The organism is Kitasatospora sp. NA04385 (genome assembly GCF_013364235.1).
Classification (GTDB): Bacteria; Actinomycetota; Actinomycetes; order Streptomycetales; family Streptomycetaceae; genus Kitasatospora.
Genome location: NZ_CP054919.1, coordinates 6,681,017 through 6,705,388, shown reverse-complemented (window position 1 = coordinate 6,705,388; position 24,372 = coordinate 6,681,017). Strand labels below are relative to the sequence as shown.

The 24,372-nt window shown below is 77.1% G+C and carries 22 protein-coding genes and 1 pseudogene; 8 read left to right on the top strand and 15 right to left on the bottom strand.

The features are described from left to right. Window positions 1-40: 40 nt before the first annotated feature. Together HUT16_RS29625 and HUT16_RS29620 are read right to left on the bottom strand one after the other, a co-directional pair. Window positions 41-1,609 carry a pyridoxal-dependent decarboxylase gene (locus HUT16_RS29625; RefSeq protein WP_254898043.1) on the bottom strand — a complete coding sequence of 523 codons (1,569 nt, stop codon included), beginning with the start codon at window positions 1,607-1,609 and terminating at the stop codon, window positions 41-43. Window positions 1,610-1,626: 17 nt separating this feature from the next. Beyond that, window positions 1,627-3,000, bottom strand: coding sequence for a diaminobutyrate--2-oxoglutarate transaminase family protein (locus tag HUT16_RS29620; protein ID WP_176191109.1), 1,374 nt, complete (start codon window positions 2,998-3,000; stop codon window positions 1,627-1,629). A 250-nt stretch (window positions 3,001-3,250) separates the two neighbouring features. On the opposite strand from HUT16_RS29620, the gene HUT16_RS29615 reads away from it, so the two are divergent. Then, window positions 3,251-3,856, top strand: coding sequence for a class I SAM-dependent methyltransferase (locus HUT16_RS29615; RefSeq protein WP_176191108.1), 606 nt, complete (start codon window positions 3,251-3,253; stop codon window positions 3,854-3,856). Window positions 3,857-3,863: 7 nt separating this feature from the next. Here the strand turns inward: HUT16_RS29615 and HUT16_RS29610 are convergent, their stop codons facing one another. The 4 genes from HUT16_RS29610 to HUT16_RS29595 all read right to left on the bottom strand — a co-directional run bounded on the left by HUT16_RS29610 (window position 3,864) and on the right by HUT16_RS29595 (window position 7,498). Beyond that, window positions 3,864-4,475, bottom strand: coding sequence for a two-component system response regulator (locus HUT16_RS29610; RefSeq protein WP_176192929.1), 612 nt, complete (start codon window positions 4,473-4,475; stop codon window positions 3,864-3,866). Window positions 4,476-4,564: 89 nt separating this feature from the next. Continuing rightward, window positions 4,565-5,533, bottom strand: a complete 969-nt coding sequence (locus tag HUT16_RS29605) for a hypothetical protein (protein ID WP_176191107.1) — start codon at window positions 5,531-5,533, stop codon at window positions 4,565-4,567. 58 nt (window positions 5,534-5,591) lie between these two features. Beyond that, the gene (locus HUT16_RS29600) at window positions 5,592-6,350 is read right to left on the bottom strand and encodes a response regulator transcription factor (protein ID WP_254898042.1); all 759 of its coding nucleotides are present in this window, start codon (window positions 6,348-6,350) and stop codon (window positions 5,592-5,594) included. Next, window positions 6,347-7,498, bottom strand: coding sequence for a sensor histidine kinase (locus HUT16_RS29595; protein ID WP_176191106.1), 1,152 nt, complete (start codon window positions 7,496-7,498; stop codon window positions 6,347-6,349). The genes HUT16_RS29600 and HUT16_RS29595 overlap by 4 nt, the downstream gene beginning before the upstream one ends. A 247-nt stretch (window positions 7,499-7,745) precedes the next feature. Here HUT16_RS29595 and HUT16_RS29590 point away from each other — a divergent pair, with 247 nt between their 5' ends. Further along, window positions 7,746-8,393, top strand: a complete 648-nt coding sequence (locus HUT16_RS29590; RefSeq protein ID WP_176191105.1) for a DUF2306 domain-containing protein — start codon at window positions 7,746-7,748, stop codon at window positions 8,391-8,393. Window positions 8,394-8,444: 51 nt separating this feature from the next. Here the strand turns inward: HUT16_RS29590 and HUT16_RS29585 are convergent, their stop codons facing one another. From HUT16_RS29585 to HUT16_RS29550, 9 genes and pseudogenes are all read right to left on the bottom strand, one after another. After that, the gene (locus HUT16_RS29585; protein WP_176191104.1) at window positions 8,445-9,284 is read right to left on the bottom strand and encodes an alpha/beta fold hydrolase; all 840 of its coding nucleotides are present in this window, start codon (window positions 9,282-9,284) and stop codon (window positions 8,445-8,447) included. Then, window positions 9,281-9,823, bottom strand: coding sequence for an MFS transporter (locus HUT16_RS38710; protein ID WP_254898041.1), 543 nt, complete (start codon window positions 9,821-9,823; stop codon window positions 9,281-9,283). Before HUT16_RS38710 ends, HUT16_RS29585 begins: the two co-directional genes overlap by 4 nt. A gap of 116 nt (window positions 9,824-9,939) precedes the next feature. Then, window positions 9,940-10,536 (bottom strand): annotated as a pseudogene (locus HUT16_RS38705) (MFS transporter); the annotation flags it as partial. Window positions 10,537-10,694: 158 nt separating this feature from the next. After that, window positions 10,695-11,288 (bottom strand): ATP/GTP-binding protein, encoded by a 594-nt coding sequence (locus HUT16_RS29575; protein ID WP_176191103.1) that lies wholly within the window; start codon window positions 11,286-11,288, stop codon window positions 10,695-10,697. After that, window positions 11,269-11,694, bottom strand: coding sequence for a DUF742 domain-containing protein (locus HUT16_RS29570; protein WP_176191102.1), 426 nt, complete (start codon window positions 11,692-11,694; stop codon window positions 11,269-11,271). Before HUT16_RS29570 ends, HUT16_RS29575 begins: the two co-directional genes overlap by 20 nt. 51 nt (window positions 11,695-11,745) lie before the next feature. Further along, window positions 11,746-12,147 (bottom strand): roadblock/LC7 domain-containing protein, encoded by a 402-nt coding sequence (locus HUT16_RS29565; RefSeq protein WP_176191101.1) that lies wholly within the window; start codon window positions 12,145-12,147, stop codon window positions 11,746-11,748. Next, complete coding sequence (locus HUT16_RS29560; protein ID WP_254898387.1) at window positions 12,144-14,390, bottom strand: nitrate- and nitrite sensing domain-containing protein; 2,247 nt, start codon at window positions 14,388-14,390, stop codon at window positions 12,144-12,146. Before HUT16_RS29560 ends, HUT16_RS29565 begins: the two co-directional genes overlap by 4 nt. Window positions 14,391-14,758: 368 nt before the next feature. Beyond that, entirely contained in the window at window positions 14,759-15,541 is a 783-nt protein-coding gene (locus tag HUT16_RS29555; protein WP_176191100.1) for an MHYT domain-containing protein, read from the bottom strand. A 269-nt stretch (window positions 15,542-15,810) separates the two neighbouring features. Then, complete coding sequence (locus HUT16_RS29550) at window positions 15,811-17,175, bottom strand: cytochrome P450 (RefSeq protein ID WP_176191099.1); 1,365 nt, start codon at window positions 17,173-17,175, stop codon at window positions 15,811-15,813. A 272-nt stretch (window positions 17,176-17,447) separates the two neighbouring features. Between HUT16_RS29550 and modA the strand changes: the two genes are divergently transcribed. From modA to HUT16_RS29520, 6 genes are all read left to right on the top strand, one after another. Then, window positions 17,448-18,245: a molybdate ABC transporter substrate-binding protein gene (gene modA / locus HUT16_RS29545; protein ID WP_176191098.1), complete on the top strand. Its 798-nt coding sequence runs from the start codon at window positions 17,448-17,450 to the stop codon at window positions 18,243-18,245. Beyond that, window positions 18,242-19,087, top strand: a complete 846-nt coding sequence (locus HUT16_RS29540) for an ABC transporter permease (RefSeq protein ID WP_176191097.1) — start codon at window positions 18,242-18,244, stop codon at window positions 19,085-19,087. Before modA ends, HUT16_RS29540 begins: the two co-directional genes overlap by 4 nt. Further along, window positions 19,084-20,178 carry an ABC transporter ATP-binding protein gene (locus tag HUT16_RS29535; protein WP_176191096.1) on the top strand — a complete coding sequence of 365 codons (1,095 nt, stop codon included), beginning with the start codon at window positions 19,084-19,086 and terminating at the stop codon, window positions 20,176-20,178. The genes HUT16_RS29540 and HUT16_RS29535 overlap by 4 nt, the downstream gene beginning before the upstream one ends. Before the next feature lie 276 nt (window positions 20,179-20,454). Further along, window positions 20,455-20,979 (top strand): SMI1/KNR4 family protein, encoded by a 525-nt coding sequence (locus HUT16_RS29530; protein WP_176191095.1) that lies wholly within the window; start codon window positions 20,455-20,457, stop codon window positions 20,977-20,979. Window positions 20,980-20,985: 6 nt separating this feature from the next. After that, entirely contained in the window at window positions 20,986-21,378 is a 393-nt protein-coding gene (locus tag HUT16_RS29525; protein ID WP_254898040.1) for a hypothetical protein, read from the top strand. 148 nt (window positions 21,379-21,526) lie between these two features. Beyond that, on the top strand, window positions 21,527-24,223 hold the full coding sequence (locus HUT16_RS29520) for an MXAN_6230/SCO0854 family RING domain-containing protein (protein WP_176191094.1): 2,697 nt from the start codon (window positions 21,527-21,529) through the stop codon (window positions 24,221-24,223). Window positions 24,224-24,372: the final 149 nt, after the last annotated feature.

The window sequence follows — 24,372 nt, the reverse complement described above, 5'->3', positions numbered from 1 at the left end:
CTCGCCGCCGGGGAGCGCCCCGGCCGCGGCCCGTCCGGTCCTAGACGTCCGCCCCGGCTTCGACCACCGCGTGCAGCAGGGAGGCCAGTTCGTCCTCCGTGGTGTGCGGGTTGAGCAGGGTGAGCTTGAGGCGGACCCGGCCCGGGCCGCGGCCGGGGAGTTCGGTGCGGCCGACCACCGCCCGGCCGGCCCGCAGCAGGCGGCGGCGGAGTTCGGCGTTGACGCGGTCGCTCGCGGCCGGGTCGGGCACCGCGTAGCGGAAGACCACGGTGGTCAGGACCGGGTCGCAGTGGAGTTCCAGCGCGGGGGCGGCCCGGACCAGCTCGGCCGCCCGCAGGGCGCTCGCGTGGCAGCGGTCGACCAGCGCGCCGAGCCCGTCGCGGCCCAGCACCCGCAACGTCGCGGCGAGCTTGAAGGCGTCGGGGCGGCGGGTGGTGCGCAGCGACTGGCCGAGCAGGCTGGGGTAGCCGGCCTCCTCGTCGTCGGCGGGGTTGAGGTAGACCGCGCGCCGGGCCAGCGAGGCGTAGGTGCGGGCCTCGCGGGCCAGGAAGACCCCGGCGGCGGCGGGCTGCCAGCCGAGCTTGTGCCAGTCGAGGGAGACCGAGTCGGCGCGGTCGAGGCCGTCGAGGAGCGGGGCGAGCCGCTCCGAGAAGAGCGCGCCGCCGCCGTAGGCCGCGTCGACGTGCAGCCAGGTGCCGTGGCGGGCGGCGAGGTCGGCGACGGCGTGCAGCGGGTCGATCGCACCGGTGTCGGTGGTGCCCGCGGTGGCGACCACGGCGACGGGGGTGGCGCCCTCCCAGCCGGCTTCGGCGAAGGCGTCGGCCAGCGCGGCGGTGTCCATCCGCAGCGTGCGGTCGACGGGCACGGTGCGGACGGCGCGTTCGCCGAGGCCGAGCAGGGCGGCGGCGCGCTGGACCGAGAAGTGCGCGGCCTCGGAGGCCAGGATGCGGGGCCGGACGCCGCTCGGCAGGCCGTTCAGCTCGACGTCCGGGCCCAGCCGCTGGTCCCGGGCGAGCATCAGGCCCATCAGGTTGGACTCGGTGCCGCCGGTGGTCAGCACGCCGGCCGCCCGGTCGGGGTGGAAGCCGACCAGCCCGGCGAGTTCGGCGAGCAGTTCGCTCTCCAGGGCGGTCGCGGCGGGGGCCTGGTCCCAGGAGTCCTGGGAGGGGTTGAGCGCGCTGACGGCGAGGTCGGCGGCGACCGCGACGGCCAGCGGCGGGCAGTGCAGGTGCGCGGCGCAGTGCGGGTCGGCCGGGTCGGCCGCGCCGTACGCCAGCAGTTCCGCCAGCTGCCCGAGCGCGGCGGGCCCGCGGGCGGCGGCGAGCGCCTCCCGGACGGCCGCCGCGATCCCGTCCGGCTCGCCGGGGACGATCGGTCCGCCGCGCCGCCGCGCACCGGCGGTGAGCCCGGCCAGCACCTCGGCGACCAGCGGCCGCAGGGCCTGGGGCCCGGCGGTCCCGCCGGAGAGCCCGTCCGTTCCCGGCCCGCCCGCTTCCCGCTGGTCCGTTCCCGGCCCGCCCGCTCCCCGCCCGCCCGTTTCCCGCCCGTCCATCGCCCCGCCCTCGGTCATCGCCCCGCCCGCCCCTGCTCGCTTCCGACTGGTCGTCACGTCCGCCGCGCCGCGGCTCACTTCTCCGGGTCGGGTTGCCGCATCGCGAACTCGACGGCGTCGCAGAGCCGTTCGAGGACGGCGTCGGCCTGCTCGTCGGTGATGGTGAGCGGCGGCAGCAGGCGCAGGACGGCGTCGTGGCGGCCGCCGAGCTCGACGATCAGGCCGCGGGCCAGGCAGGCTTCGCGAACCCGGACGGCGAGGCGCGGGTCGGCGGGGCGGGCGCCGCAGCTGTCGGGTTCGCCCGCGGGGTCGACGAGTTCGACGCCGAGCATCAGGCCGCGGCCGCGGACGTCACCGATCACCGGGAGGCGGTCGCGGGCGCCGTCGAGCCGGGCGGCGATCCGGGCGCCGACCGTCTCGGCCCGGGCCACCAGTCCGTTGGCGGCGACGTACCGGAGGGTGGCGGCACCGGCGGCCATCGCGAGCGTGTTGCCGCGGAAGGTGCCGGTGTGGGCGCCGGGCTGCCAGCCGTCGTACTCCTCGCGGTAGACCACCACGGCGAGCGGGAGGCTGCCGCCGATGGCCTTGGAGAGCACCATCGCGTCGGGTTCGATGCCGCTGTGCTCGACCGCCCACATCCGCCCGGTGCGGCCGACGCCGGTCTGCACCTCGTCGAGGACCAGCGGGATGCCGCGCTCGGCGGTGATCCGGCGCATCTCGCGCAGCCAGCCGTCGGGGGCGGGGACGACGCCGCCCTCGCCCTGCACCGGCTCCAGGATCATCGCGGCGGGCGGGAGCACGCCGCCGGAGGGGTCGTCGAGCAGGCGCTCGGTGTAGGCGGCGGCGAGCTGCGCGCCGCGCTCGCCGCCGACGCCGAACGGGCAGCGGTAGGCGTACGGGTAGGGCAGCCGGGTGACCTCGCCGCCGCTGGGCAGCGGGGCCTTGACGGCGGTGTTGCCGGTGACGGCGAGGGCCCCGGCGGTCATGCCGTGGTAGGCGCCGGTGAAGGCGAGCGCGCCGCGCCGGCCGGTGGCGGTCTGCATCAGCTTGAGGGCGGCCTCGACGGCGTCGGTGCCGGCCGGGCCGCAGAAGTGGACCCGGGACCTGGCGGCGAACTTCTCCGGCAGGCTCTCCAGCAGCGCGGTGGTGAAGTCGTCCTTCTCGGCGGTGGCGAGGTCGAGCAGGTGCAGCGGGGCGCCGCTGTCCAGGGTGCGGCGGATCGCGTCGAGCACCACGGGGTGGTTGTGGCCGAGCGCGAGGGTGCCGGCGCCGGAGAGGCAGTCGAGGTAGCGGCGTCCGTCGGCGCCCTCCACGGTCATGCCGTTCGCGCGCACCGGCACGATCGGGAAGGACCGGGCGTAGGTGCGGGCGGCCGACTCGCGGATGCGCTGGCGGCGCAGGATCGCGTCGCCGACCGGTGCGGCGGAGGTGCCGACGGTGAGGGTCACAGCAGGAGCTCCCTTGGGAAGTTAGGTAAGCCTAACTTTACCTTCGGGGGTTCGGCGAATGCCGCCACCGGGCCCTTCGATCACCCGTCCGGGTGAGCGATTTCCCCCGCCCGCTCCCCCGGCCGGCCGCCGGGCCGCCGCCGGGCGCCGTCGGGCACCCCCCGGTGGACACCCCCCGGTGGACACCCCCGCCCCTCCAACGAGCCGGACCGCCGCGGGTCACGGCCCGCGCCCGGGTAGCCTCCCGTCCATGGACCCCACCGCCCACGCCCGCGAACTCGCCGACACCCGGGCCTTCTTCGCCGAACGCGCCGCCACCTGGGACAGCAAGTACCCGGACGACAGCCCGCGTTACGCCGCCGCGATCGCCGACACCGGCCTGTCCGCCGGGCAGTTCGTGATCGACGCGGGCTGCGGCACCGGCCGCGCCCTCCCGCTGCTGCGCGCCGCCGTCGGCCCGGGCGGCACCGTCCTCGGCGTCGACCTGACGCCCGAGATGCTGGAGCGGGCCGCCGCGCACCGCGCCGACGCCGCGCTGCTGCGGGCCGACTGCACCCGGCTGCCGCTGCCCGACGCCCGCGCCGACCTGGTGTTCGGCGCGGGCCTGGTCTCCCACCTGCCCGACCCGGCCGCCGGGCTGCGCGAACTCGCCCGGGTCACCCGCCCCGGCGGCCGGCTCGCCCTCTTCCACCCGCTCGGCCGGGCCGCCCTCGCCGCCCGCAAGGGCCGCCCGCTCACCCCCGACGACCTGCGCGCCCGCGAGCGCCTCTTCCCGCTGCTGGCCGCCAACGGCTGGACCCCGCTGTCCTACGCCGACGAACCGGACCGCTACCTGGCGCTGGCCGAGCGCGTCTGAGGCCCGGTCACCCACCGCTCCACCGGTAGCCCAGCTCGGGGCGGCCGACCTGCCCGTAGCGGGGCTCGCGGGTGGCGCGGCCGGTGGTGACCAGGTGTTCGAGGTAGCGGCGGGCGGTGATCCGGGAGACGCCGGTGGCCGCGGCGGCGGCGCCGGCCGAGAGGCCGTCGGGGGCGGTGCGCAGCGCGGTGGCGAGGGTGTCCAGGGTGTCGGCGGCCAGGCCCTTGGGGAGGCTGCTGCGGTCGGTGCCGCGCAGCAGGGCGAGCGCCCGGTCGACCTCGTCCTGGCCGAGCGCCCGGCCGGGGCGGTCGAGGTTGGCCCGGTAGCGGGCGTACTGGCGCAGGCGCTCGCCCAGGGCGGCCGCGCCGAAGGGCTTGAGCAGGTACTGGACGACGCCCGCGCTGACGGCCCGCCGGACCACGGCCAGGTCCCGGGCGGAGGTGACGGCGATGACGTCCGCACCGTGCCCGGCGGCGCGCAGGGCGGCGCACCAAGAACGGCGGGGCGTGTATCCAGGGGCTCGGGGAACGGCGAGGCCCGGTCTGCTGACGGTGCGCTGCCGGAGCGCGCATCTGCTTCTGGTTCCTGTCACTGCACGCAGCAGCACGGACACACCGATGGGCTCCGACCGCCAGCAGCACGGACCCGCCGTTCCCCGGGCCCCTGATGGTGCCTCCCGCCGTTCTCGCCGGGCCCCGCGTTTTCTTCCTACGCGGGTTCGGGGGTGGTGCCGGAGAGGGCCCAGGCCAGGCCGGTGGCGGGGTCCTCCAGGGCGAGGTGCAGGTGGCGGAGGTCGTCGGCGGGTTCGGTCCAGGCGAGGCAGCGCAGGCGGGCGACCAGGGACTCGGCGGCGGCCCGGGCGGGCACGGCGGTGCCGTCCATCGCGGCGAGCACCTGCCAGACGGCGAGCCGCCCCTGGGCCGCGCCGCGGTCGGGGCGGGCGGAGGCGAGGTGCACCAGGGCGGGGTAGAGCGCGGCGAACGGGAGCGGGCCGCCGGTGACCTCGGGCCCGCCGGCGAGTTGGGCGACGGCGTCGGCGGCCCGGCCGCGGACGCACACGGCGGTGGTCCAGTCGGCGAGCCCGGCGAGCGCGCGGGTGGCCGCCAGGCCGGTCAACCGGCCCGCGGGGTTGGGGAGTTCGATGACGGCGAGGCCCTCGCGGGTGGGCGGGGCCAGGTGCAGGGCGCGGCGGGCGCCGCCGGCGGGCAGGTACTCGCGGACCCGGGTGTCGCGTTCCCAGCCGCTGTCCTCCCAGGGCAGCAGCCGGTACGGCACCCCGCCCTCGTCGGGGGTGTCGTCGCCGGGGTCCTCGCCGAGCAGGGCGCGGGTGTGGGCGGTGAGGCGGCGGATCGCGGGCGGCAGCGGCAGGGCGTCCAGGACGGGCCGGGGGTGGCGGGTGGCCAGCACCTCCCAGAGCGGTCCGGCGTCGTGGTCGGCGGCGGTCGCGGGGGCGCCGGGGCCGCCGTCGGGGTCGAACAGCCGGGCGGCGAGGGCGGCGGGGGCGCCGTACGCGACCAGGTGGCCGAGCGGTCCGGACAGCGGGTCGCCCAGCGCCCTGGCCAGCCGGAAGCGTTCCAGCAGCTCCTCCCACCGGCCCTGCTCGGCGAGCCGCCGCCCGGACGGGCCCCGCCCGTAGCGCACCTGCCGCGCGGGCCCCGGCCCGTTCTCCACGATCATCCGCTCAATGTACGACCGGGTCGGCGCGATGAGCTGACACCCCGTCAGTGGCGGAGTGTCACGGAGCCCCGGGCCCGGTCGACGGGCGGGGCTGCGGCACCATCAGCCCGTGCCGGTAGGCGGCGGCCACCGCCTGCGAGCGGTCGCGCGCGCCGAGCTTGCCGAGGATCCGCTTGACGTGCGTCTTCACGGTGGACTCGGCGAGGTGCAGCAGCGCGGCGATCTCCTCGTTGGGGTGGCCCTCGGCGGCCAGTCGCAGCACCTCCCGCTCACGGACGGTGAGCGCCGCCAGCGGGCCCGGGTCGGTCGGCGGGGGCGGCCCGGGCGCGGGGGCGGACAGCAGGTGGCCGAGCAGGTCCCGGGTGACGGCCGGGTCGAGGACGGCCTCCCCGGCCGCGACGGCGTGCACGGCGTCGATCAGCCGCTCCGGCGAGGCCCGTTTGAGCAGGAACCCGGCGGCCCCGGCCCGCAGCGCGCCCCACACGTACGCGTCGTGGTGGAAGGTGGTCAGCACCAGCACCCGGCTCGGGGTACCGGCCAGTCGGCGGGTCGCCTCGACGCCGTCGCAGCCGGGCATCCGGACGTCCATCAGGACCACGTCGGGCCGCAGCGCGCGGGCGAGTTCGACCGCCCGCAGCCCGTCCTCGGCCTGGCCGACCACCTCGATCCGGTCGGCGGTCTCCAGCACCACGGCGAGCCCGGCGCGCAGCAGCGGGTCATCGTCGGCGATCAGCACCCGGACGGCGGCGGGGGCGGCGGCCGGGACGGGGGCGGGGGCGGGGGCCGGGACGGGGGCGGCCGGGACGGGGGCGTTCACGCCCCGCCCCCGGTGGGGAGGGAGACCCGGACCAGGAAGCCGCCGTTCGGGCCGAGGCCGTGCTGGGCGGTGCCGTTCAGGCGGGCGGCGCGCTCGGCGATGCCGGTCAGGCCGCGGCCGGGCCGGTGGCCGGGCGGCGGGCCGGAGCCGTCGTCCAGCACCTCCACCAGGGTGCGCTCCTCCTGCCGGACGATCCGGACGGTGGCGTAGGCGGCGCCGGAGTGCCGCAGCGCGTTGGTCAGCGACTCCTGGACCACCCGGTACGCGCAGCGGTCCTGCTCCGGGGGCAGCGGCGGGGCGTCCCGGTGCAGCGCGACGGCCAGCCCGGCCCGGCTCATCCGCTCGACCAGGTACGGGAGTTCGGCGACGCCGGGCTCGGCGGGCGGCGCCCCGTCCGGGTGCCGGGGCGCGGCGCCGCGCAACAGGCCCAGGACGCGGTCGAGTTCGCCGAGCGCGTCGTTGCCGGTGCGTTCGATCTCCACCAGCAGTTCGCGGCTGCGCTCGGGGGTGCGGTCGATCAGCCGGCGGGCGGCCCCGGCCTGCACCAGCATCAGGTTCAGTGAGTGGCCGACCAGGTCGTGCACCTCGCGGGCGATCCTGGTCCGCTCCTCGGCGAGCAACTCGGCCCGGGCGCGCCGCCGTTCGACCGCCTGCTCGGCAAGCCGCCGCGCGTCCGCGTAGCCGTACGCCCACACCGCCAGCCAGAGCGCGAGGAAGCCGACCGGCGTCACCGCCTCGACGTCCTGCCCGGCGAAGTACCCGACGATGCCGAGCACCACCAGCGGCGGCCCCCACCCCGCCCGGCCCCGGCCCGCGTACCGGCCCACCGCGTACGCGCCGAACAGGTTGGCGTACGGCGAGACCGGGCTCGGCGCGACGAGCTGCGCCTCGGCGGTCAGCGCCAGCGTCCCCACCAGGAAGGCCGTCAGCGGGGCCCGGCGGCGGGCGGCGACCGGGAGGGCCAGCGCCACGGTCAGGGCCAGCGCGTACGGCATCCGGTCCCCGATCCGGGCCGCCGCGCCGAACCGTTCGACCAGCATCGCGACGAACAGCACGACGGCGGGCGCGGCGTCCGCCAGCGGGGCGGGGACGCGGCCCGACACCTTGGGGAGGGCGGGGAGTCGGAGTCTGGCGGTGTTCGGCGGCATGGTGCGGTGTCCTCGGTGCCGGTGGGGTGCGGTGTCCTCGGTGCCGGTGGGGTACGGTGTCGGGTCCCGTGGGGTGCGGGGCCGGGTCCCGCGGTGACCGGGGAGAACCTACCCGACCCGGCTCGCCCCCGACCCTGGCGTCCACCGGGCTCCGGGGCGAACCGGGGGCGCTACCCCCAGCGGGGTAGCCCGGAAGACCCCCGCGGGGGGACGCCGCAGGTCAGGGCCGGTCCGTAGCGTCCCCGCCATGACACCCCACCGTCCCGCCGCGCTCGAAGTCCCGACCCCCGCGCGGAGGTCCGGCGCCCTGCGCCGGACCGGCCGGATCGCCGTCCCGACCCTGGCGCTGCTCATCGCGGCCGTCTCCGCCCGCTACTTCACGCTCGACCCCGACACCTTCCTGGAGGAGCAGCGCGCCGTCTACCTCGCCCACCTCGCGCCGCTCCTGCTCCACATCGGCGGCGGCGTCGTCGCGCTCTCCCTCGGCCCGCTCCAGTTCCTTTCCGGTCTGCGCGCCCGCCGCCCCGCCCTGCACCGCTGGACCGGCCGCGTCTACGTCCTGGCCGCCGCCGCGATGGGCCTCGGCGGGCTGCTCGTCGCCCCGCACGGCCTCTACCCCCCGGTCGCTCCGCTCGGTTTCGTCCTGCTCGCCGTCCTCACCCTCACCACCACCGCGCTCGGCCTGCACCACGCCCGGCACGGCCGCATCCCCGCCCACCGCCGCTGGATGCTCCGCTCCTACGCGCTGATGTTCACCGCCGTCACCTTCCGGCTCTGGCTCGTCCTGCTCACCCCCACCGGCCTGCCCGCCGCCCTGGTCTACGCCTCCGGCGCCTGGATCTCCTGGATCATCAACCTGGCCGTCGCGGAGCGGCTGCTGCGCAGGGCCCGCTGAGAGCGGCGGGGACGTGCCGGGGGCCCGGTCGGCGGCGCGCCCCCGCCGCTCTCAGCGCAGTGCCAGCATCGCCCCGGCCACCTCGTCGGCCGCGGAGGCGGGCAGCGCCGTCGCGGCGTCCAGGACGAGCAGCCGCGCGCCCGGGATCTCGCGGGCCAGCGCCTCGGCGTTGCCGACGGGGAAGAACCGGTTGCGGCGGCCGTGCACGACCAGGGTGGGGAGGCCGATCCCGGGCAGCCGCTCGCGCCAGCGGGGGGCGCAGTCGAGCGCGGAGAACACCAGGCCGAGCTGGTTGGCCAGGTGCACCGGGGGCGTGTCGCCGGGCGTGCGGTCCCAGATCCGGGCCGCGGTGGCCCGGGCGGCGTCCGGGTCGTCCCCGAGGGCCTCCGCGCCCGCGGCGGCGAACGCGGCGACCGCCGCCCGGTCGGTCCAGTCCGGCGCCGGACGGGAGAACAGCCGGCCCATCGCCTGCCGGTCGTGGTCGGGCAGGTCCGCGTCGACCGGGCCGGGGGCGACCGGGCGGGTGCCGACCAGGGTGAGCGCCGAGAACGCCTCCGGGTGGTCGAGCGCGGCCACCTGCGCGACCATTCCGCCCACCCCGGTCCCGGCGAGGTGCGCGGGGCCCCCGCCGAGCGCCCCGGCGAGGGCCGCCGCGTCGGCGGCGAGGGTGCGCAGGGTGTAGCCGGGCGCCCGCGGGTCGCCGGTCGCCGACTCCCCGCTGTCCCGCAGGTCGTAGCGCACCACGCGGCGCCCGCCGGCCGCGAGGCGCTCGCACAGCGCGTCCGGCCAGGAGAGCATCGTCGTCCCGCCCGCGAGCAGGACGAGCGGTGCGTGCCGGTCGCCGAAGGACTCGGTGCCGAGGGTGGTTCCGTTGACGTCGATTCGGGTCATACCGGGTTGGACGGGTCGGGCCGCCGGAACTCATCGGTGTCCGGGCGGGCGCGTTCGGGGGCTCGCGCGGGGCTTCCGGCCGGGCGGGGCTTCCGGCCGCGCAGGGCGAGCGCGGCGAGCGGCGGGGTGGCGGCGAGCAGGAGGCAGCTGGGGAGCGGGAGGTGGGTGAGGAGGGTGCCGGTGAGCGCGGTGGCGGTGGAACTCCCGGCGTTGTAGGAGGTGTTGACCCAGGCCCCGGCGCGGGTGCGCTCGGCGGGGGTGGCGAGTTCGTCGGTGAGGAGGTAGGCGGTGGTGAGGGTGGGGGCGACCGCGAGACCGGCCAGCGCGGCGACGACGGCCAGGGCCGGGACGGTGGGGGCGAGCGCGGCGAGGGCGAGCGCGGCGGAGAGCGCCGCGCTCAGGGCGGTGAGCCGGGTCGCGGCGGGGGTCCGCCGGTCGACCGCCCCGAGGGCCAGTCCGCCCGTCGCACTGCCGGCGGCCAGCGCGGCCTCGACCCAGGCGACGTCCGCGGGGCGGCCGTGGCGACCGGCGAAGACCACCGCGAGCAGGGCGAACGCGGCGAGGCCCGCGCCGACGCCGGCCGCGGCGGCGAGGGTTGGCGGGCCCGGCCGAGCAGTCGGCGGGTGCCGGCCCGGGACGCGGGCGCGGCGGCGCCGGTGGCGGCGACCGGGACGGCGACGGCCGCCAGGGCGAGCGTCCCGGTGAGGACGAGGACGGCGCTGAGCAGCAGTCCGGCGGCGGGGCGGGTGGTGGTGGCGAGCAGCCCGGCCAGCAACGGGCCGGTGACGTAGAGGAGTTCCTCGGCGACGGTGTCCAGGCTGTAGGCGCGGCGGCGCAGCCCGGGGTCGGCGGCGAGGACGCTCCACTGGGCCCGGGTGACCGGGCCGAGCGGCGGGGCGGACAGCCCGGCCGCGGTCGCGAGCGCCAGCAGGACGGGGTAGGGCGTGCCGGGCCGCCAGGTGGCGGCGGCCAGGGCGAGCAGCGCGGCGGCGTGGCCGACGGCCATCGGCGGCAGGGCGCGCCGGGGGCCGTACCGGTCGACGAGCCCGGCGCGGGTCGGGAAGAGCAGCACGCCGATCGCGGAGAAGAGCGCCATCAGCCAGCCGGCCCGGGCGTACGAGCCGGTGGTGGCGGTGGCGGCGAGCAGCAGGGAGAGCGGCGCGGTGCCGTAGGAGAGGCGGCCAAGCAGGGCGGCCGGGATCAGCCGGGCTGCGCCGGGTACGCGCAGCACGGCCAGGTAGGACGTCGACATGGCGGAGCGGGGTTCCTCAACGGTGACGGCGCGCGGGGCGCCGGTGGACGGGGACGCCGGAGCGACCGCGGCGCCGGGTACGGCGGGCGGTCGCGGTGCGGGGTCCTAGTCGCGGGAGAGGAACATGCCGGGCATGCTAGCCCGGCGGCGCGCGGACGTCAGCTGCGGGCCTGGGCGAGCACCCGGGCGGCGTGGACCTTGCCGGCGTGTTCGACCAGGCTGATCAGGACGCCCTTGCCGGAGGCGCGTTCGCGGGCGTCGCAGAGGACCACGGGGGTGGCCGGGTCGAGGTCGAGCGCCCTGGAGACGTCCTCGGGGCGGAAGGAGCGGCTGCCCTCGAAGCGGTTGACGGCGACCACGAAGGGGATGCCGCGGTGCTCGAAGAAGTCGACGGCGGGGAAGCAGTCGGTGAGGCGGCGGGTGTCGGCGAGGACGACGGCGCCGAGGGCGCCGTGGGCGAGTTCGTCCCAGAGGAACCAGAAGCGGTCCTGGCCGGGGGTGCCGAAGAGGTAGACCGACAGGCCCTCGCGGATGGTGATCCGGCCGAAGTCCATGGCGACGGTGGTGGTGGTCTTGCGTTCGACGCCGCCGAGGTCGTCGACGTGGGTCCCGGCGGCGGTGAGCTGCTCCTCGGTGCGCAGGGGTTTGATCTCGCTGACCGCCCCGACCAGGGTGGTCTTGCCGACGCCGAAGCCGCCGGCGACCAGGATCTTCAGGGCGAGGTCGGTGCTGTCAGAGGGCGCGAAGCCCATGGATGACCTCCTGGAGGACGTGTTCGTGCGGGAGCAGGGCCGGCGGGACGGGGCGGCTGACCCGGATGTGCTCGCCGTCGAGGAGGTCGCCGAGCAGGACCCGGACCACGCCGAGCGGCAGGTCGAGGTCGGCGGCGATCTCGGCGACGGACAGGGCGTTGCCCCGGCAGGTCTCCAGGATGGCGAGCTGCTCGGGGCCGACCGGCAGCACGGCCGGGTCGGGGACGTCGGTGACGACCAGGGCGATCAGGTCGAAGGCCCGGCCGGGGCGGGTGCGGCCCCGGGTGAGGGCGTAGGGGCGGACCATCGGCCCGGCGTCCTCGTCGTACCACTGGACGGGGCGGTCGGGCGGCGGCGGGTAGCCGGACGGGGTGCCGGGCAGGTGGTCCCGGGGCGGGTGGGCCATCGGCGAACTCCCCCTTCTCGATCGGGTGTTCGGGGTCGGTCCGGACGGGCCCTAGTAGCCGCGCGGGGCGGCGTCCAGGTGCTCGCCGACCCGGCGGACCAGGCGGGCCATCTCGTAGGCGACCAGGCCGAGGTCGGCGTCGGGTTCGGCGAAGACGGCCAGGCAGGAGCCCTGTCCGGCGGCCGCGACGAACAGGTAGCCGCGTTCCAGTTCGACCATGGTCTGGCGGACCCGACCGGCCTCGAAGTGGCGTCCGGCGCCCTTGGCCAGGCTGTGGAAACCGGAGGCGACGGCGGCCAGGTGTTCGGCGTCCTCGCGGCCGAGGCCGGTGGAGTTGCCCATCGGGAGTCCGTCGGCGGAGAGCATGACGGCGAACCTGACCCGGGCGGTCCGGGTCACCAACTCGTCCAGGAGCCAGTTGAGTTCGCCGCTCTGGCGGGTGGTGCCGATCATCGGGCGCGGTCTCCTCGGTCGTGGGGGGCGAAGGGGGTGCCGTCCGGTCCGCCGCCCCGGCCGCGCTGCCAGCCCTGCTGGAAGGCGGCCATCGCGGAGCGGGCCTGCTCGGGGTCGCGGTCGGCGGGTTCGGCGGGGCGCCGCCCGGGGCGGGGCGGTTCGGGGGCCTCGCGCAGTTGCGGGGCGAGGCTGGCCTGCCGTACCCGGCGCGGGAGTTCGTCCTCCGGCACGGCGGGCACGGCCGGGTCGGGCGCCGGGTGCGGCGGCAACGTCCTTACGGGCGGCCGGAGTTCGGATGCGGCGGGGACGGCGGGGACGGCGGAAGCGACGGGGACGGCGGGAGCGGCCGCGGGCCGGGCTGCGGGTTGCGGTGCCTGCGGCCGGGATTCGGCCTCGCGCGGGTCGAGCAGGTCGGTGGGCAGCAGCACGACCGCGGTGGTGCCGCCGTACGCGGAGGGGCGCAGCGCGACCTTGACGCCGTGGCGCTTGGCGAGGCGGCTGACCACGAACAGGCCGAGGCGGTCGCTGTCGAAGAGGTCGACCTGTTCGCTGGCGCCGATCCGCCGGTTGGCGTCGGCGAGCGCCTCGGGGCCCATGCCCAGGCCGCGGTCCTCGATCTCCAGGGCGTAGCCGTTGCCGACCGCCTCGCCGCGGATCCGGACCTTGGTGTGCGGGGGCGAGAACCCGGTGGCGTTCTCGACGAGTTCGGCGACCAGGTGGGTGAGGTCGGCGACGGCGGGGCCGGTGACGGCGGCGTACGGGAGGCGGTGGACGTCGACCCGGGCGTACTCCTCGACCTCGGCGACGGCGGCCCGGACCACGTCGGTGAGCGGGACGGGCTTGCGCCAGGCCCGGCCGGGGGCGGCGCCGGAGAGGATGATCAGGCCCTCGGCGTGGCGGCGCATCCGGGTGGTGAGGTGGTCGAGCTTGAACAGGTCGTCGAGTTCGGCCGGGTCCTCGGTGCGGCGCTCCATCGCGTCCAGCAGGGTGAGTTGGCGGTGCACCAGGACCTGGCTGCGGCGGGCCAGGTTGACGAACACGCCGGAGACGCCGGAGAGCACCTCGGCGCGTTCGACGGCGGCGGTGACGGCGGCCCGCTGGACGCGGTCGAGGGCGTGGTGGACCTGGCCGATCTCGTCGTCGCCGTGGTCGCGCGGCGGCACCTCGGCGTCCACGTCGACCTCCTCGCCGGCCCGCAACCGCCGCATGGTGGCGGGGAGTTTGCGGCCGGCCAGTTCGAGGGCGGAGTTGCGCAGGGCGTGCAGTTCGGCGACCAGGCCGCGGCCGATCCGGACCGAGATCAGCAGCGAGGCGAGGACGGCGGCCAGGCCGAGCAGCACGGTGGCGCCGGAGGTGCCGAACAGGCCCAGGGCGTAGGGGTTCGCGCGCTCGGCGGCGGCCGAACCGGCCTGCCGTTCGACGCCGGCCAGCGCGCGAGCGACGCTGTCGGTGGCGGCGGCCCAGCGGATGGCGGAGACGGACTGCAGGGCGGCGGCCGGGTCAACGGCGTTCGCCAACTGCTCCTCGTAGCGCCGCAGTTCCTGGTACTCGGGGCTGCCGGTGACGGCGGCCAGCGCGGTGCGGTCGACGGGGCGCAGGTCGGGGGCGGCGGTCCGCTCGAACTGGGCGCGGGCGTAACCGGCCTGGAGGATCTGCCGGTACTGCGCCTCGGTGAGCCGCCCGCCGCACTGGGCGGCGCGCACCAGGGCGTCCTCGCGGGCGAGTTGCTCTCGGGAGCGGGCGAACTCCAGCAGCACCCGGGCGTCGGCGGCGACCCGGTGGTCCTGGAGGGCGGTGAGCGAGCCGGTGGCGGCGAGCGCGTCGTCGACGGCGGCGGTGTAGACGGTGTAGGCGTCGTCCCAGGGGACGGTGCGTTCCAGCAGCTTGGCGCGCAGCGCGGGGAGGGCGCCGACGACGCGGCTGAGGGTGTCGAGGCGGTCGGCGGCCTCGGGGCCGAGCCCTTCGGCGTCGGCGCGGTTGTAGCCGGGGGCGAGGGTGAGCGGGGCGGCGGCCCGGTCGGTCTCCCGGGCGGCGGCGCGCAGGACGGCCTCCGGGTCGGGGCCGGGGGCGGCGAGGTACTGTCCGGCGGCGCTGCGTTCGGCCTGCAGGGCGGCGGCGGTGCGGTCGAGCGGGGTGCGCAGGGTGGCGTCGACGTTCTTGATCCGCAGCAGGTCCCAGACGTCGCCGGCGGTGGTGACGGTGGCGAACGCCCACAGGGCCATCACGGACACCACGGGGACCATCAGCACGGCGACGATCCGGGCCCGGACGGTGCGCGGGCGCAGGCCGACCCGGGCAGCGGCCGGGACGGCGGCCGGCGTCTCGTCGGCGGGCGGCCGCGTGGGCGCCGCGCCGGGGCGGGCCGGGCCGGGTGCGGGCGGGGCCGCGCGGGGTGCTGGGGGCGGGCGGTCCGCTGCGGGAGGTGCCTCGGCTTGCGCGCATGGGGGTGGCGGCCTTTCGGGCTACGGATCGTCGGGGCGGTGGCGGCGGGCGGCCGTCCGGGCCGGGGTGCGGACGGCGGGCGGCGCGGGGCGCAGTTGAACGCGGTTTCAGGCGGCGCGGGTTGAGGCGGCGCGGGTTCGGGCGGCGCGGGACGCAGTTGAACGCGGCTTCAGGCGGCGCGGCCGAGGTCCTCGACGGCGAGTTCGCCGGCCTCGCGGTAGGCGGCGCGCTCCTGCGCGGTCGGGGAGAGCGCGACGAAGGCGGCGGTGAGGAAGAGGAAGGAGCCGAGCCCGACGGCCAGCGGGAAGACGAACTGCATGGGGGTCGCGCCGCCGAGGCCGGTGCGGGCGGGTTCCATGTGGATGTGGACAGCGGCCATGCCGGTGTAGTGCATGCAGCTGACCGCGATGCCCATGACCAGGGCGGCCGCGGCGGCGGCGTACACGTTGCGGATGGTGACGGCGGCCCAGAGCGCGGCGGTGGCGGCGCCGACGGCGATCAGCACGGAGAGCGCGACCGTGCCGAACTGGTAGCGCAGTTCGCCGTGGATGCGGACCGCGGACATGCCGAGGTAGTGCATCGCGGCGACGCCGACGCCGGTGGTGAGGCCGCCCAGCAGCAGGCTGCGGCCGCGGTGGCGCCCGTACCCGACCACGAACACGCCGAGGCCGACCACGACGACCGCGATCAGCAGGCTGAGGACGGTCAGCGGGACGTCGTAGCGCAGGTCGGTGCCGTCGACGGTGAAGCCGAACATCGCGACGAAGTGCATCGTCCAGATGCCGGAGCCGATCGCGGCGGCGGCGGTGAGCAGCCAGTTGCGCCGGGAGGCGCCGGTGGCGGACAGCGCGCGCAGGGTGCAGCGCAGGCCGAGGGCGGCGCCGACGCAGGCCATCGCGTAGGAGAGCGCCGGCGTGAGCCAGCCGAAACTGAAGTGGTCCATCGATCCCATCTGGTGCCTCCCGCGAGAGGTGTCTGCCGCTCGCCCAAGCTCTTGTGGTCCGGGGATCGTGGACGCTACCCAGAGCTGATGAATGGTCAACGGAAGATGTGAAAAGCACTACACGGCACGGGTCTTGTGTGTTCGAATGGTCCGACGACGTGTGACCGCCCCATGTCACGCCCACGCCCCTCCCGACCTGGCCGAACGCCCGGGAAAGGGCCCGGGGAAGCATGCCGCCCGCCCCGGGCCGGGGCGGGCGGGGGCGGGGGCGGGCCGGATCAGCCGCGCGGGGTGAGCTTCACCCGGGCCGGGCCGTGCAGTTCCAGGGTGATCCCCTGCCCGAGCGGCACCTCCCGGTCGACCGTGGTGACCTCGAACCCGCGCAGCAGGACGGCCAGCGCGAGCACCGACTCCAGCATCGAGAAGTGCTGGCCGATGCAGGCCCGCGGGCCGCCGCCGAACGGGAACCAGGCGTAGCGGTGCCGGGCGGCCTCCCGCTCGGGGGTGAAGCGCTCGGGGTCGAAGCGCTCCGGGTCCTCCCAGTGCGCGGGGTGGCGGTGGGTGACGTACGGGGCGACCAGGACGTCCGCACCGGCCGGGACGCGGACGCCGCCGATCACGGTGTCCGCGACCGCCCGGCGGCCGATCGCGGGGGCGGCCGGGTAGAGCCGCATGGCCTCCTTCAGCACCTGGGTCAGGTACGGGAGCCGGGCGTAGTCGGCGGCGGTGGGGCGGCGGCCGTCGCCGAGCAGGTCGGCGACCTCCCGGTGGGCCCGGGCCTGCTGCTCGGGGTGGGCGCCGAGCAGGTGCAGGGCGAAGATCAGCGAGGTGGCGGTGGTCTCGTGGCCGGCCAGCAGGAAGATCAGCACCTGCTCGCGCAGTTCGGTGGCGTCCAGCCGCTCGCCGTCCTCGCCGCGGGCGTCGGCGAGCAGGCCGAGCAGGTCGTCCGCCCCGCCGTTCCCCTGGGCGGCGCGGCGGGCGATGATGCCGTCGCACACCTCGTACAGGGTGCGTTCGGCGGCGAGCGCCCTGCGGTGGCCGGGCAGCGGCCAGTCGCGGGGCAGCCGCAGCGGGGAGAGCGCGCGGGCGCGGACGAAGCGGTTGAGGACCGGGAAGGCGTGGTGGACGGTCTCGACGGCCTCCTCGACGTCCTGGCCGAACAGGATGCGGGAGACGGTGCGCAGCGCGAAGCGGTTCATCTCCTCGGCGAGGTCGACGGTGCCGTCGGGGACGGCGGCCCAGCGGGCGGTCAGCGCCTCGGCCTCGGCGCCGACGGCGTCGGCGTACTGGTCGACCCGCTTGCGGGTGAACAGCGGCTGGACCAGGCGGCGCTGGCGCAGGTAGTCGGCGTCCTGGGAGGTGAGCAGGCCGTTGCCGAAGCTCTCCCGGATCTCGCCGTAGAAGACGTTGTCCTTGCGGAAGTTGGCCGCGTCGGTGGCGAGCACCTGCTGCGCGGCCTCGGGCGAGAAGGCCATCCAGATCTCGGCCCGCAGGCCGGGCGGGCCGGCCTGGATGCGGACCACGTCGCCGTGGTCGCGGTGGGCGGCGAGGTAGGTGGCGAGCGCGTCGCGCTTGAGATCGAGCAGCGAGCCGATCAGCGGCAGGCCGGTCGGGCCGGGCGGGCGGGCGGTGGTGGCGACCATGGGGATCCCCCTCCGTCGGTGGTCGAACCGCCTTGCTGCGGCGGCTCGCTGAAACTCCGTCAGTATCCCGCGGACGACGGCGGCGGGCGAGGATCCGCCCGGGTGCGGCCCCGGAGGGGCTTGAGGTATCGCACATGCAGCCCTTAAGTTCGCCTTAAGGTCGCTTGTGCGATGAGACAGCTGTCTCGCCCCCCGCAGTTGCGGCACTATGATCGCCTGATCACGTCCCCACCCTCTCCCGCCACCGCCCACACGACCAGGGGAAACCATCCATGCGCAGCGTCAGACGACTCCTCGCCGCCTCCGCCGTCCTCGCCCTCGCGGCCGGGCTGACCGCCTGCAGCAGCTCCGGCGGCGGCGGCACCGTCAGCACCGACTCCGCCCCGGCCCGGCCCGAGGTCAAGGGCACCATCACGGTGTTCGCGGCCGCCTCGCTGAAGGAGTCCTTCACCGAGCTGGGCAAGCGCTTCGAGGCGGCCTACCCGGGCACCACGGTGACCTTCAACTTCGGCGGCTCCTCCGCGCTCGCCCAGAACATCGTCTCCGGCGCGCCGGTCGACGTGTTCGCCGCGGCCAGCCCCGCCACCATGAAGACCGTCACCGACGCCAAGCTGACCGGCGGCGACCCGACGGTGTTCGTCCGCAACACCCTGGAGATCGCGGTCGCCAAGGGCAACCCGAAGAACATCGCCGGGCTGAAGGACCTCAAGGGCGTCAAGACCGCGCTGTGCGCCAAGGAGGTGCCGTGCGGCGCCGCCGCCGTCACCGCGCTCAAGGCGGCCGGCGTGGAGCTCACCCCGGTCACCTACGAGCAGGACGTCAAGGGCGCCCTGACCAAGGTCGAGCTGGGCGAGGTCGACGCCTCGCTGGTGTACCAGACCGACGTGAAGGCCGACGCCGCGAAGATCGAGGGCGTGAACTTCCCGGAGGCCGCGCAGGCGGTCAACGACTACCCGATCGCCACCCTGGCCAAGGCGCCCAACGCCAACGGCGCGGCCGCCTTCCTCGGCTACATCGGCTCCGCGGACGCCCGGCGGGTGCTCACCGACGCCGGCTTCCAGGCGCCGTGACGCCGGAGGACCCCCGCACCACCACCGCACCACACCCCCGGGGCCGGCGGCGGCCCCGGGGGGCCGGGCGGGTCCCGGCCGCGCTGCTGCTGCCCGCGCTGCTCGGCCTGGCCTTCCTGGTCCTGCCGCTGCTGGGCATGCTGGTCCGGGCCCCGTGGAGCGCGCTGCCCGAGCTGCTGACCGGCCCCGAGGTGTGGCAGGCGCTCAAGCTCTCGCTGCTCTCGGCGACGCTGGCCACCGGCGTCGCGCTGGTGCTGGGCGTGCCGCTGGCCTGGCTGCTGGCCCGCACCGAGTTCCCCGGCCGGCGCCTGGTGCGCGCCCTGGTCACGCTGCCGCTGGTGCTGCCCCCGGTGGTCGGCGGCGTGGCGCTGCTGCTGGTGCTGGGCCGCAACGGCATCGTCGGCCGCTGGCTGGACGCCTGGACGGGCGTCACCCTGCCGTTCACCACCACCGGCGTGGTGGTCGCCGAGGCCTTCGTCGCGATGCCGTTCCTGGTGATCAGCGTCGAGGGCGCGCTGCGGGCCGCCGACCCGCGCTACGAGGAGGCCGCCGCCACCCTGGGCGCCTCCCGGCTGACCGCGTTCCGCCGGGTCACCCTGCCGCTGGTCGCCCCGGGCATCGGGGCGGGCGCGGTGCTGGCCTGGGCCCGGGCGCTGGGTGAGTTCGGCGCCACCATCACCTTCGCCGGGAACTTCCCCGGCCGCACCCAGACCATGCCGCTGGCCGTCTACCTGGCCATGGAGTCCGACCCGGAGGCGGCGATCGCCCTGAGCCTGATCCTGCTCGCCGTCTCCGTCGCGGTCCTCGCCGGGCTGCGCGACCGCTGGATGTCCACCCCGTGAACCCTCCCGTCACCGCCACGAAGGCCGCCCCGGACGCCCCCGCCCTGGACGCCCGACTGACCGTCTCCCGGGGCGCGTTCACCCTGGACGTGCCGCTGGCCGCCGAGCCCGGCGAGGTGCTGGCCCTGCTCGGCCCGAACGGCGCCGGGAAGTCGACCGCGCTGCGCGCGCTGGCCGGGCTGCTGCCGCTGACCGACGGGCACCTGCGGCTGGACGGCACGCCGCTGGACTCCCCCGCCGACGGTGTGTTCCGGCCCGCCGAGCAGCGGCCGATCGGCGTGGTCTTCCAGGACTACCTGCTCTTCCCGCACCTGTCCGCGCTCGACAACGTCGCCTTCGGCCCGCGCTCCCGGGGCCTGCGCAAGGCCGCCGCCCGGGCCGAGGCGCTGCCCTGGCTGGAGCGGATGGGCCTGGCCGAGCACGCCGGGCGCCGCCCCGCGAAGCTCTCCGGCGGCCAGGCCCAGCGCGTCGCGCTGGCCCGGGCGCTGGCCGTGCGGCCCCGGCTGCTGCTGCTGGACGAGCCGCTGGCCGCGCTGGACGCCCGCACCCGGCTCGACGTGCGGGCCGAACTGCGGCGCCATCTCGCCGAGTTCGAGGCCGTCGCGGTGCTGGTCACGCACGACCCGCTGGACGCCATGGTGCTCGCCGACCGGCTGGTCGTCATCGAGGGCGGGCGGGTCGTGCAGAGCGGCCTGCCCGCCGAGGTGGCCCGGCACCCGCGCACCGACTACATCGCCCGCCTGGTCGGCCTCAACCTGTACCAGGGCACCGCCGACGGCCGCCGGGTCACCCTCCCGGAGGGCCAGGTGCTGGCCACCGACGAGGAGCTGACCGGCCCCGCCTTCGTCGCCTTCCCGCCCGACGCGGTCACCCTGCACCGGCACCGCCCCGAGACCAGCGCCCGCAACCTCTTCCCCTGCACCGTCGCCGGTCTCGACCTGCACGGCGACCGCTTCCGGGTCGACCTCACCGGCCCCCTCCCGCTCGCCGCCGACCTCACCCCCACCGCCGCCGCCGAACTCGACCTGACCCCCGGCACCCGGGTCTGGGCCGCCGTCAAGGCCACCCAGACCCACGCTTACCCGGCCTGAGCCCCACCCGCCCACCAACCGAACGGACGGCGACGGCGGCCGGACGGTCGGGACGGAACGGGACGGCGGACGGTCGCGGCGAACGGCGGCGGCAGCAGCCGGACGGCGGCGGCAGCCGACGACGGCGCGGGGCCCGACCTCGGTACGGAACCCGACCGCGGCAACGGCCCGACCGCGGCAACGGCCCGGCCGCAGCCCGGCGACGGCCGGACAGTCGCGACGGCGCGGGCGGCGGCGGGGTGCGGGGCCGTCGGGGGTACGCCCTACCCTTGGCCCGTGAACCTCCCCCGCCCGTTCTGGGACGTGGACCGTCCCGCACCGCCGCCGCTCACCGAGCCGGACCGGCTGGCCGCCGAACGCCTGCTCGGCGTCGCACTGCCCGCCGCCCTGCTCGCCCTGCTGCGCGAACAGGACGGCGGGCTCGTCGCGGACGGGTGCTCCGCCTTCCGCACCGACCGGCCGACCTCCTGGGCGCCCGACCACGTCCCGTTCGACCTGCTGCACGGCGCGGGCCGCCATCCGCAGGTGCCGCTGTCGCTGCTCGACGGCCCCTACCTGGCCGCCGAGTGGGGCCTGCCGACCGGCCTGGTCCCGATATCCGGCGACGGCCACCACTGGATCGCGCTCGACTACCGCCGCTGCGGCCCGGCCGGTGAGCCCGCCGTCACCTGGTACGACGCCGAGTTCGCCGCGGAGCAGCCGCTCGCCCCGGACTTCGCCGCCTTCCGGCGCGGCCTCACCTCGCCCGGCGCCTTCGAACCTGGCGCCCCCGAACCCAGCAGCGCTTCCGGGGAGGGCTGAGTCCCGGTGCCCCGCCGCGACCGCGCCCTGCGCCTGCTCGTCACTCCCGACGGCCACCGCTACCGGTGGCGGGTGGGGCACCGGCACGACCCGTCCCCGCGCGGCGGTCCGGGCTGCGCGGAGACCCTGTCGCTGTGTCCCGAAGGGCGGTCGAACCGGCTCCGGCTCGTCTTCCGCCCCGGGCCCGACCGGCTGGTCCCGGACGGGTGGACGCCCTCCGGGTCGGTCGGCACCGGCGGGCGGTGGCTGAACCTGCACGAGCCGGGCACCGTCCGGGCGCTGCTGGAGGCGGCGCTCGCCCGCGGTTGGCCCCCCGGGCGGCCCGGGGTGGTGGAGGTCGACGGCTGGGAGCTGTTCGACGCGGCGGCCGGTCCGGCCCCGGAGCCGACGGCCGGTTAATTCGTTGGTGCGCGCCGCGCGTCGGCCCTAGGGTGGCGGTCGCGGGCGGCTCCGCGGCGTGCTTCCTTCTCCCTTTTCCGAAAAGAACCAGCGCGCCCCCTCTCCGCCCGCTCCTTCGTCTTCCGCCTCCCCCGGGGGTTCCTTCCGCATGCCCCGAGCCATCCCGGTGACGTTCGACGTCCGTGTCGACCTCGACCTCGGCTCCTTCCTGCTCCGCCGCCGCACCGCCGTCGCGGTGGACCCGGCCGCCCTGCTGCCCGCCGCCGACCCGTGGAGCCTGCGCGGGCTGACCGCGCTGGACGCCGACCTGGCGAACCGCGGCTACCTGCTGACCGTCGAACTGCGGTCCGCACTGGCCCGGTTGGCGCCGCTGCGGCTGGCCGAGCTGGGCGGCGCGCTGCTCGCCCGGATCGACCACCTGCTGGGCACCCACCGCGAGCACACCCCGCTGTTCCGCCGCTTCCCGGACGCGGTGCCGGAGATCGCGCACCTGCACCACAGCCGCCGGATGCAGGCGTTCCTGCGCGGCCAGCCGCACCAGCCGTGCGCCCGGTGCGGGCGGCGCGGCGCGGAGGTCGGCATCGGCCTGCTCGCCCCGTGCGCGCACCTGCTGTGCCCGGACTGCCTGGACGGGCAGGACGGCGCGCCGCACTGCCCGTCCTGCGGAACGGCGCTGGCCGTCCACCCGTTCCTGTTCGGCGGCCGGCGCGCGGCCGTGCGCGAGCAGGCCCCGCCGCGCAAGGGGGACCCGGAACCCCGGGAGCCGCGCGGCTCGGTGCTGCGCCCGCTGCGGCTGCTGAACCAGGACGAGACCACGGCCGCGCTGGCCGAGCTGACCGGCCTGCTGACCCGCCGCACGCCGCTGAACCCGCAGGACCGCGACGACCTGGCCACCCTGCTCGCGCACGCCCCGGCGGACCTGGCGGCGCTGCTGCCCGACGAGGTCCCGGTCCGCGAGACCAAGGCGCTGGCGCTGGCCGAACTGCTGCGCCGCCAGGGCGCGTCGGCGCTGCCGGTACTGGCCGAGCGGCTCACCACCGCCACCGACGTGCTGCGCCTGCTGTGGGCGCACTCGGGCGCCGAGCCGGACCTGCTCCCGGCCACCGCCCGGACGCTGCGGCTGCGCAACCTGCCGCGGCCGCTGCGCCGCGGCCTGCTGGGCGTGCTGGACGCGCTGCCGACCGCCTCGCTGGCCGAGGACCTCCGCCGCCACCGCGAACCCTGGCTGCGCGTCGGCGAGTTGCTGCACCCGTTCGAGTTCGGCCGTCGATTCCCGTCCGCAGCGGCGGCGTTCGCGCTGCTGCGCGGCACCGACCTGGACGCCGCCACCACCGCCCCCGGCCTCGCCGAGCCGCCCGCGCCGCTGCGGGTGGAGCGGGTGCGCGGCCGCCGGGTGGCGCACACCGGGTTCGCCGCCCGGGTGGAGGGCCTGCTCGCGATCGGCGACGTTCCCGGCGCGCTGGCCGAACTCACGCACCGGCCGGGCGAGTTGGTGCGCCACCTGCACCACCTGCTGCGGGTGCACACGATCATGGCGCCCGGCACGCCGCCGCCCGCCGAGCTGTCGGCGGCGCTCGCCCGGGCGCTGCCCCGGGTCGGCCCGGGGCCGCTGCTCGGCGCCTACGGCCGGCTGCGCGGGCCGCGCACCGCGGGCGAGCGGCGGCTCTACTTCCCGCGCGGACTGGTCTCGTTGGCGCACGGGCGGGAGGACCACGGCACCGTCGTCCCGGCCGCGCTGAGCGCCCCGGTGGTCGCCGCGATCGAGGCCGAGCTGCTCCGGCGGTCCGCCGCGACGCTGCCCGAACCGCCCGAAGTCGCCCTGCTGGACGAGGCGTTGACCGGCATGTCGGTGCCGTTCGCGGAGCGCTCGGCGTCCCGCGCCCTGGTGTCGGTGCCGCGCGGCAGCCTGCTGCCGCTGCCGCCGGGCGAGCGGCTGCGGCTGTTCCTGCACTGGGTGCAGCCGCACCACCAGCGCGTCGACCTGGACCTGTCGGTGGCCCTGTACGACGCCGACTGGAACGCCCGGGGCCGGTGCGACTACACGCAGTTGACGTTCGGGCGGCGCGCGGCCGTGCACTCCGGCGACTACGTCTCGGCCCCGCCGCCGAAGGGCGCCAGCGAGTTCGTCGACCTGGACCTCGCCGCGCTGGAGGCCGCCGGGGCGCGCTACGCGGTGATGGTCGTGTTCAGCTACAACGACGTGTCCTTCGACCGGCTCCCGGAGGCGTTCACCGGTTTCGCCGGGATCGACGACGGCCGTCCGGGCGGCGGTCCACTGTCGGCCCGGGCCGTCCGCCAGCGGATGGACCTGACCGGGGACGCCAAGGTGTCCGTCCCGCTGGTCGTCGACCTGGCGGAGCGCCGCTTCACCTGGACCGACCTCAACACCGCGGCCGCGGGCGGCTACCACAGCGTCGCCCGGCACCGGGACGAGCTGGCCGCGCTGTGCGGCGACGTCCTCGACCACTTCGCCCCGGACCGGCGCGCCACCCTGTGGGACGTGGCCTGCGCCCGGGCCGCCCACACCACCGGCGAGGTGCTGGTGCGCGGCCTGGACGGCACCGTCCGCCGCTGGCGGCGCGAACCCGGCGAGGAGCGCGGCGGGTTCGCCGAGCGGCTGCGCCTGCTGCACGCCCCGGACGGGCCGCCGGTCACCGGGCCGCTGCCCGACCTGCTGGCCGGCCGGCGCGCCTTCCTCGCCCTGCTGGAGGCCGACCTGCCCGCCGCGGCGGGCCTGCACGGCGAGCTGTACCGCCTGTACCCGGGCCAACTGGACGCCGCGCCGGACGCCCTGCGCCGCCTCACCGCCCCCGACCTGGTCGCCACCCTCGCGCCGACCCGGTGAGCGCCCGGGCCCGGGCCCGCCGACCCGGGTCCGCGCCCGTTCCCGCACCCGTTCCCGTTCCCGTCCCTGTCTCGTACAGTGGCGGGCATGCATCACGGCGTCCTGCCCCCTCCCGCTCGCTGAGCGGGCGGCCGGCCACTTCCTGAGCC

Coding starts and splice junctions, on each gene's coding strand:
- HUT16_RS29570 (WP_176191102.1), bottom strand. CDS start 11,694: ATGGCCCACCCGCCCCGGGACCACCTGCCCGGCACCCCGTCCGGCTAC.
- HUT16_RS29595 (WP_176191106.1), bottom strand. CDS start 7,498: ATGCCGCCGAACACCGCCAGACTCCGACTCCCCGCCCTCCCCAAGGTG.
- HUT16_RS29575 (WP_176191103.1), bottom strand. CDS start 11,288: ATGGGCTTCGCGCCCTCTGACAGCACCGACCTCGCCCTGAAGATCCTG.
- HUT16_RS29605 (WP_176191107.1), bottom strand. CDS start 5,533: ATGATCGTGGAGAACGGGCCGGGGCCCGCGCGGCAGGTGCGCTACGGG.
- HUT16_RS29555 (WP_176191100.1), bottom strand. CDS start 15,541: ATGGGATCGATGGACCACTTCAGTTTCGGCTGGCTCACGCCGGCGCTC.
- HUT16_RS29590 (WP_176191105.1), top strand. CDS start 7,746: ATGACACCCCACCGTCCCGCCGCGCTCGAAGTCCCGACCCCCGCGCGG.
- HUT16_RS29520 (WP_176191094.1), top strand. CDS start 21,527: ATGCCCCGAGCCATCCCGGTGACGTTCGACGTCCGTGTCGACCTCGAC.
- HUT16_RS29560 (WP_254898387.1), bottom strand. CDS start 14,390: ATGGTCCCCGTGGTGTCCGTGATGGCCCTGTGGGCGTTCGCCACCGTC.
- modA (WP_176191098.1), top strand. CDS start 17,448: ATGCGCAGCGTCAGACGACTCCTCGCCGCCTCCGCCGTCCTCGCCCTC.
- HUT16_RS29565 (WP_176191101.1), bottom strand. CDS start 12,147: ATGATCGGCACCACCCGCCAGAGCGGCGAACTCAACTGGCTCCTGGAC.
- HUT16_RS29615 (WP_176191108.1), top strand. CDS start 3,251: ATGGACCCCACCGCCCACGCCCGCGAACTCGCCGACACCCGGGCCTTC.
- HUT16_RS29585 (WP_176191104.1), bottom strand. CDS start 9,284: ATGACCCGAATCGACGTCAACGGAACCACCCTCGGCACCGAGTCCTTC.
- HUT16_RS29550 (WP_176191099.1), bottom strand. CDS start 17,175: ATGGTCGCCACCACCGCCCGCCCGCCCGGCCCGACCGGCCTGCCGCTG.